The organism is Sphingomonas sp. NFX23 (assembly GCF_049887795.1).
GTDB lineage: Bacteria > Pseudomonadota > Alphaproteobacteria > Sphingomonadales > Sphingomonadaceae > Sphingomonas.
The window spans coordinates 618,411-625,986 of record NZ_JAGEKH010000001.1 but is presented as its reverse complement, the minus strand read 5'-3'; the positions used below and the strand labels follow the sequence as shown (position 1 = coordinate 625,986).

General features: G+C 62.4%; 4 protein-coding genes. All 4 read left to right on the top strand.

Annotation, left to right across the window (positions count from 1 at the left end):
• The first annotated feature begins 22 nt into the window (after positions 1 to 22).
• The 4 genes from J4O76_RS02930 (at position 23) to J4O76_RS02915 (ending at position 7,511) form a co-directional block, all read left to right on the top strand.
• Positions 23 to 1,882 carry a hypothetical protein gene (locus J4O76_RS02930; RefSeq protein WP_426280119.1) on the top strand — a complete coding sequence of 620 codons (1,860 nt, stop codon included), beginning with the start codon at positions 23 to 25 and terminating at the stop codon, positions 1,880 to 1,882.
• Positions 1,883 to 3,023: 1,141 nt separating this feature from the next.
• A complete protein-coding gene (locus J4O76_RS02925; protein WP_426280118.1) occupies positions 3,024 to 3,206 on the top strand; it encodes a hypothetical protein in 183 nt (60 codons plus the stop codon).
• Between the two features lie 784 nt (positions 3,207 to 3,990).
• On the top strand, positions 3,991 to 6,120 hold the full coding sequence (locus tag J4O76_RS02920) for a type I secretion system permease/ATPase (RefSeq protein WP_426280117.1): 2,130 nt from the start codon (positions 3,991 to 3,993) through the stop codon (positions 6,118 to 6,120).
• Positions 6,117 to 7,511: an HlyD family type I secretion periplasmic adaptor subunit gene (locus J4O76_RS02915; RefSeq protein ID WP_426280116.1), complete on the top strand. Its 1,395-nt coding sequence runs from the start codon at positions 6,117 to 6,119 to the stop codon at positions 7,509 to 7,511. The genes J4O76_RS02920 and J4O76_RS02915 overlap by 4 nt, the downstream gene beginning before the upstream one ends.
• The last annotated feature ends 65 nt before the right edge of the window (positions 7,512 to 7,576 follow it).

The window sequence follows — 7,576 nt, the reverse complement described above, 5'->3', positions numbered from 1 at the left end:
GGTCGGTAGGGGGATGATGAGAATGAACGGTATGAATTCGATCGGGCAGACGGACCTGGCCGACGCGCTGGCGGGAACCCGGCAGGTAAGGCTTGCGGACGGCCACACCGTATCGCTGGCGGCGCCTGTCATTCTGGATCTCGACGGAAAGGGTGTGCAGACGCTCTCCCGCGACGTCTCCGGCGTGCGCTACGATCTCGATGCCGATGGCCTTGCGGATGCGACCAGCTGGATCGGCAGCACCGAAGGCTTTCTCTTTCTCGACCGCGACGGCAACGGTACCGTGACAAATGCCGGCGAGTTCAGCTTCCTTGGCGATGTGCCGGGTGCGACGTCGGACCTTCAGGGTTTGAAGGCGTTCGATTCAACCAAGGACGGCATTCTTTCCAGTACGGACGCGCGCTGGGGCGACTTCCGGATCTGGCAGGACAAGAACGGTAACGGCGTCGCCGAGACGAGCGAGATATTGACGCTCGCGACGGCGGGTGTCCGTTCGCTCAACCTGAGCGCGGTCGCCTATGCGGGCGCCAATGCTCCAGGCGATGTCGCGATCCTCGCCAAGGGCAGTTACACACGCACGACAGGTACGACGATGGATCTCATAGATGCGGCGCTGACGTACGTATCGGCACCACGCGATGGCCTTCCCACGATTGATTTCGTCGCTCAGACCCAATCGCGGAAGGCCGGCAAGTACCGGATATCTGTGAAGGACGGACGCTTGGCGGTCGCGCCGAAGCACGGCAACGATACCAGCGACGTTCGCGCTGGCGGCCTTTCAGGTGCCGTGGAACTGACGTTCAAGCATTCGACAGTGGGCATGCTCTCCGCGATCGTCCTCGACCTGGACGGGGACGGGGTGACGCTCAGGGGAGCGGGCAAGTCACGCGGATGGTTCGACATGAACGGCGACGGCTCTTCCGATCGTCAGGGCTGGGCGGGCCGAAACGATGGATTTCTGGTCATCGACCGTGACGGCGACGGGCGCATTGCAAGCGGTGCCGAGCTGAGTTTCCTTGCCGAGGATTCGACGGCGGGAAGCAGTCTGGCCGGACTGGCGAAGCTCGATAGTAACGGCGACAAGGTGATCGACAAGACCGACGCGCGCTTTGGCGAGTTGAGGGTCTGGACCGATTCCAACAGCAATGGTGCGACCGACGCCGGCGAACTCAAGACCTTGGCTGAACTCGGCATCCAATCGTTTTCGCTCGACGGGAGGGCAACGGGGGATAGGTCGAAGCCCGGCGAGAACCTGCTGACAGCGACTGCGACGTTCACCTATGCCAATGGAGTGAAGCGAACGTTGGGCGATGCCGCGCTCGCATTCAGGCCAAGCGAACCAGTGCCTGCAGACGTCGCCGCAGATCAAGGGTCGACGGTGCTTGCTGCGAAAGCCTCACCGGCAGCATCCGCGGTCGAAACCTCACCGTTACTCGGGTTCGGGGGTGGCGAGACCGTCCTGCCACAGTCCTCGATCGGGATTCTGGCTTTGGAGGGGGCTGCCCCATTGGCAACCCTACCGTCTCACGGCGATTCACCGGCGGACGCGACGACGAACCAAGCCAGTGGGACCAATGCGGTCGCAAGACACGCTTTCCTGCATGACATGACCTCGCTCCCTGCCGTCGTACCATTTCCATCACCGGAGCCCTTTGCCGACTATGGTTCGCCAAGCGACGCGTTGCCGTTCTACGGCGCAGGAACGGTTCAGGCACCGGGGTCGGAGCTTGCTAATTGGCTTGTAGCGTCTTCCGAGAACTTCGCTGCGGCTTTGTCCACGTTTGGCAATGACCGGGGCACAGGACAGATCAGTAACGATTTGAGCGCAAGTTCCCAATCGGTGCTCGCCGATCTAACGTTTGCGTACGGATCAACGGTCTGATCTTGAAAGGGCCCCGAACCAGATCAAGACTCTATCAACATCGAAATTAAACTGGATTTCGGCAGCCCAAAAGAGCGTTGATCCGCTTTCGACGGCATCCGGCGCAACTATGCTCGCCGACCTCGAACTCGTTACGACGAGTAAGATCGAGGCCGAACAAGGTCGGTCCGGATAGAAGCCGTCATGGTCGATGATTTTGAAGTCAACGTACGCCGACGGCGAAGTTTCGAGGGTTCCGATCCGGCAGAACGGGCCGGCATCGATCCTGCGATCTTGACGGAAACCTAGCAGCGCGAGTTCAAGGACAATCACGGGCTCACGAACACTTTCCACGGCACCGTGCTAAGGGTGCTGAACGCGAAGGGCCTCTCCTCTAGAGATAACTGAGTAGAAGGTGGACGGGAGCGTCCTACCCGTGAGGCCGCGATCGGAGGTCATCGACCCAGTCTGAGGCCAGTCGGTCAGCATCCTCCGCATGAACTCGAGCGATGAGACTCTGCGTCCGTATCCGTTGCCGATCGGCCTACATCGCTAACCAACCTTGCGGCGTCGGTTGTCAGCGTATCACTATCATCACTGTGTAAGCGGTTTCCAGTCCGGCGAGAGCCGCGGCAGCGCATAGCGCGCCGGCGAACACCATTTCCATGTCGAAGGTAATTGGGCGGCGCTGCTTCATGCCGGAACACTATTCAGCGTCCGTCGCCTTGCAAGGCGATCACGGCCCATTCTGAACCCAATGGGTTTTGCCTGATCCTATCACGGTTCGAGGCGAACGCCGTCACGCGGCGATCGTGGTTTGGATGGCACGTCGTTGGGCGCGACCGATCATCACGTTTCGAACTGTCGGAATATCGGATCGTCAGTACATGTACGCGGCTGGGCGCCTCAGAGGAACGATCGCCGGATGTCACGGAACACTGGTCGCCACGCCTCTTGCTCGGCCGGGCTTTTCCCGCAGGTGAGATCGTGACCGATCCGCTTGTCATAGACAATTGCGGGGCTAACAACGTCCATTCCGGTGCAATCTGTTTCCCTTGCGGATGCTTGTTGGCCCCGAAGTGGTAGTCGAGCACTCGAGCGCGGAACATGCCGTGCAATTTCAGGACTGCGCGCTGTCGTGCCGGTTGAGAAGGGCGGGCCGATGACCATCGAAGATAACGAGCAGTATTATGCGCGAAGGGTAGGCCAGGAACTGGACCTGGCGGCGGCGGCCACCGATCCCGCGGTGAAGGCGATCCATCTTAACCTGGCCGCTCGATATGCCACGCTCCGCGAACGATCGGTGCTGCCCCATGGCGGACCAGTAGAAGGTTCAGAAGGATGAACGGGGACGATGAGTGACCGCTCCGCAATCCTCGGCTACGACTAGGCATCGCGGGTGAAGGAGATGGCAGTCTTCGGACCGAAAGGGTGTTTTGCGTCAGTGGAACAGCAGCCGGTAAGCAAGGACGTCGTCATCGGGTAAAGTAGGACGATGTTATGCGCCCGGCGCACGGACATGCCGTCTCATGCTCGATCTGAACGCGTGAGATCTTTTTTGCGAAGTCGGCCTTACAAACGTCGGCTGTCCCTTCGGCAACCGCGCGCGATGGGTCGCCAACCAACAGCCTTCTCGGGTTTATCGCGTATCCTTCACACGCTCACATTCGTCTGAGCACGACGTGGGACAATCGTACGACTTAGCCGACTAACATTTTCAGATCCGCTCTCTCAACCGACTCAAGCAAGCGACCGCATCCAATGGCGAACCCGAGGCCACGTCCGCTCGCACCACCCGAAAGAGCGTCTGGGATTCAGCGATCTCATCGGCGCGCATCTGCAGTTGAAGACGTTGCAGAAGGTAGGTCAGGAACCTGTGGTCCCTCTCGCATAGTGCGGCGGCGCGGTTCGCCGTTCGGATCGCGCGAGACGGACCGGGAGGGCAGGAATTTTTCAGGAGTCGTCAATTTGAAAGTGGCTTGGAACTAGAAAGACTTGCCATCGGACCAGGCGTCACTCGAGATGCTCGTGTTCCACTATAGACCTGGACTGTCGAGCGAACTACTGCTGAACACAGTCGCCCGCCGGTCGATTCAAGGCGGTATCAGCCGTTGACGGAGGGGTAGAGGATGGAGAGTTCCGGTCCGACGCCGGCAAACGACAGCGGATTAACAGCTCTTTCGCTGATCCTTGCCTTCCTCCAGATTCCGACGGATTTGGCACAGCTTCGACATGCGGTCGGGTCGGCTTCGCCGTCTCCTACCGATTTGGTAAGGCTTGCCCGACGGCTTGGCGCGCGAGCGCGGGTGAAGACGATCCCTCTCTCCAAGCTGGCGGCTACGCCGCTTCCGCTCATCGCCCTTGACCGTGCGGGGGAATATTTCGTCATCGCCGGCGTGAGGGATGGCGCCGCGCTCATTCAGCCGCCCAATGGAGCACCGGAACAACTGTCGCTCGACGAACTGGAGCGTCGCTGGGCCGGTGAGGCCGTGCTGCTCACTACGCGCGCGGAATCTGGCGTGCTCGGCAAGTTCGACGTAACCTGGTTCATCCCAGCGTTGGTCAAGTATCGCGGACTGATCGGTGAAGTGCTGGCAGCCTCGCTCGTGCTCCAGATATTCGCGCTGGCCACGCCGCTCATCTTCCAGGTCGTGATCGACAAGGTCCTGGTACATAAGGGCGTCACGACGCTCAACGTGCTCGCTGTCGCGCTGATAAGCATAATAACGTTCGAGACGCTGCTAGGCGGACTGAGAGCGTACCTCTTCACCCACACGACCAGTCGCGTCGACGTGGAACTCGGGGCGAAGCTGTACCGTCACCTGCTAGGACTGCCGCTGTCCTACTTCGAGTCGAGACGCGTCGGCGATTCGGTGGCGCGCGTGCGTGAACTCGACACCATCCGCGAGTTCCTGACGTCCTCGTCGGTGACCCTCATCATCGACCTCCTCTTCACGTTCATCTTCCTGGCCGTGATGTGGTTCTATTCGACTACCCTCCTCATCATCGTCGTGGCGGCGATCGCCCTCTACGTCCTGATCTGCGTTCTTCTGACGCCGCCTCTCAGAAGACGGATCGACGAACGGTTCAGGCGCGGCGCTGAGACCCAGGCTTTTCTGGTGGAGAGCATCTCGGGCATCCAGACGCTCAAGGCCGCTGCGGTCGAACCGCAGATGCAGCGCCGTTGGGAGACCATGCTTGCGGGATACGTCCAGACCGGATTCCGGGCCGCTCGACTGAACATCTGGGGCGGGCAGGCGATACAGTTCGTCAACAAGGTGACGACCGCGCTCATCCTCTTCTTCGGCGCCAAGCTCGCGATCGAAGGGAAGATGACCGTCGGCGAACTCGTGGCGTTCAACATGCTCGCCGGCCGCGTATCCGAACCGGTGCTGCGTCTCGCCGGACTTTGGCAGCAGTTCCAGGAAGCACGCGTCGGTCTCGCGCGTCTGGGAGACATCCTCAACACGCCGATCGAAGCAGAGTTCTCCCCTTCGCGATCCGCGCTACCGAACGTTCAGGGCGCGGTCCGCTTCGACGACATCACCTTCCGCTATCGGGCCGGTGCGCGCGAGGCGCTGCGACGCGTCAGCCTCGACGTCGCGCCGGGTGAGGTGCTCGGGATCGTGGGGCCGTCGGGATCGGGAAAATCTACGCTCACCAAGCTCGTCCAGCGCCTATACGTTCCCGAGAGCGGAAGAGTGCTGGTCGACGGCGTCGATCTCTCCCTGGTGGATCCGGCATGGCTTCGGCGTCAGGTCGGGGTCGTGCTGCAGGAGAACCTCCTCTTCAACCGCACCATTCGCGAGAACATCGCACTCGCCGACCCGAGCCTGCCTGCCGAGGCGGTGATGTCGGCGGCCAAGATGGCCGGAGCACACGATTTCATTCTGGAACTGCCCGAGGGCTACGATTCCCTGATCGAGGAGCGTGGCGCGAACCTTTCGGGCGGGCAGCGCCAGCGGATCGCGATCGCCCGGGCTCTCATCACCAATCCCCGCATCCTCATCCTCGACGAGGCGACAAGCGCACTCGACGCCGAAAGCGAGGCGGTGATCCAAGCCAACATGCGGTCCATCGTCTCCGGGCGCACCGTCATGATAATCGCGCATCGCCTGTCGGCGATCCGTGCGGCCGACCGCATCGTGACCATGGAGAACGGCGAGATCACCGAGGAGGGCGACCACAAGACGCTGATCGCGGCCGGCGGTCGCTATGCGCAACTGTGGAACCTTCAGATGCACGGAGTGATCGCATGACCGTGATGCGGCATATGCGCGTCGCATTTCACGCATGGCGGGAGGAAAGCCGCGCGCGCAGCGCAGGGCGGACGCAGTGGCAGGACACGGAATTCCTTCCGGCCGCGCTCGAGGTGACGGAACGACCGCCTTCTCCGATCGGGCGGACGATCATCTGGACCATCATCGGGGCAGCGGCGGTAGCGATGCTCTGGGCGTTCCTCGCCCATGTCGACACCGTCGCGGTCGCGGAGGGCCGCTTGGTGCCGGAGGGGCGGTTGCGTTCGGTGGAAGCCGCGGAACAAGGCGTGATCCGATCCATCGAGGTGCGCGAGGGGCAGCACGTCACGGCAGGGCAGACCCTTATCGAACTGGACCCCACGATAGCGGAGGCCGAGGCGGACACGGCTCGGTCTGAACTGTCGACCGCCGGTCTCACGCGGGCGCGCGACAGCGCACTGATCGACTACATCACGGGCAGGGGCGCCGTGGTGACACCCCCGTCTGGCGCAGAGCCCGCCGCAGTGGAAGCGGAGCGCCAGCTGGTCGCCGCGCGGATCGACGAGTATCGCGCCAAGCTTGAGTCCATCAGACAGCGCGGTATCGGGGCGGAGGCGGCCTTGGCTGGGGCACAGGCTGAAATCGGGAAGCTGCAGCGCACCCTGCCGCTCCTTCGCGAAGCGCTCAACCTGCAGGAGGGATTGGCGGCACAGGGCTTCGGCGCGCGGCAGAAGCTGCTCCAGCAGCAGCAGGCGTACGTCTCGGCCGAGCAGGATCTTCAGGGCCAGATCGCCAAGGTCGCCGAGGCGCGCGCGCAGATAGCCGCTATCCGTGGTGAAGGAGCACAGACCCGGGAGGAGTTCATCAGTCGCGCCGCGCAGGAGCGCGCCGAAGCCGAGGGCGTCGTTGCGACGCGAGGCAACGTCGTCCGCGAAGCGAACCGGAAACGCGGCCTGCAGCGCCTCAGCGCGCCTGTTTCGGGCATCGTGCAGGAAATCACCGTGACCAACATCGGCGAAGTCCCCGAGGTGGGGAAGCCGCTCATCACCATAGTCCCCGATGACGAACCCTTGGTCGTCGAGGCGCTTCTGCTGAACCGTGACGCTGGCGGAGTCCGCGCGGGCATGTCCGCCGCCGTCAAGCTGGAGGCTTACCCCTTCACGCGCTATGGCGTACTGCCGGGCAGCGTGGAGCGGATATCGCCAGACGCCACCGTGGATGAGCACCGCGGTCTGGTGTTTCCCGTTCGCGTGCGGCTGCTCCGCCGCACGCTGATGGTGGACGGTCGGTCTGCCACGATCTCGCCTGGCATGGCGGTGACTGCGGAGATCGTGACCGGCCGCCGTCGGGTGATCGACTTCCTTTGGTCTCCACTCCAACGTAGTATCAGCGAAGCGGGACGAGAACGGTGAGGTTGTCACCGGACCGGCAGGTCGATGTCCCCTGCCAGAATTAACGAGGGGTCAGAGGCGTTCCG